Below are 825 nucleotides of genomic sequence, written 5' to 3'. Positions count from 1 at the left end.
GCCGTCAGTTCGGGACGGTTCAGGTATCCGCGCGCCACACCGGCGCCGCCGACGAACATCTCACCCACGGCCCCCATTGGCACTGGCTGGCAATGCGCGTCCAGAAGATAGAGATTCAAATCCGGCAGACGTGTACCGATCACGCTGTCGGCGTGTAGCGCATCTGCGGCAGTCAGAGGGCAATAAGTGACGTGGACCGTGGTTTCCGTGATCCCGTACATGTTGACCAGCTGCGGGGCGGATTCGCCACGCCCCCCGTACCAGTCGCGCAAGGTCGACGGCTGCAGTGCTTCGCCGCCAAAGATGACATAGCGCAGCCGGTCCGATGCCGGTTGGACATACTCCATCAAGGCGGCAAAGGCGCTCGGCGTCTGGTTCAGGACGGTGACGCCTTGCTCACAAATCAACTGGTAGAACGCTTGCGGAGAGCGGGTAATGGCATGAGGCACCAACACCAGCGTGCCACCATAACGCAGGGCTCCCCACAGTTCCCAGACCGAGAAGTCGAAGGCAAACGAGTGGAACAGACACCAAACGTCACAGGCGTCAAAACCGAAGTCAGCGTGTGTCGTGTCGAACAGACGAACCACCTGCGCGTGCTCGACCATGACCCCTTTAGGTTGCCCGGTGGAGCCCGAGGTATAGATGATATAGGCGAGGTTGCCGGAGGTAAGGCCGGGGATTTCGGGATTGGCGTCAGCCGCTGTCAAAGCTTCAGCCTGGGACTCATTGGGATCGAGTACGGTATGAACCTGCAACGCGTCCCCCAGCGCCTTGCGCCCGGCCGCATCAGCCAGCACCAGCACCGGCGCCGTATCGCCAAGA

The 825-nt window shown here is 61.5% G+C and carries 1 protein-coding gene; it reads right to left on the bottom strand.

Annotated features, from left to right (window positions below; all coding sequences use genetic code 11):
• On the bottom strand, positions 1–825 hold an 825-nt coding region (locus ACM6I0_RS18975), incomplete at both ends, for an AMP-binding protein (protein ID WP_414923007.1).

The organism is Pseudomonas sp. IT-P294 (assembly GCF_949767865.1).
GTDB lineage: Bacteria > Pseudomonadota > Gammaproteobacteria > Pseudomonadales > Pseudomonadaceae > Aquipseudomonas.
Note: the sequence above shows the minus strand (reverse complement) of the source record. Positions and strands in the feature narration are given on the sequence as shown.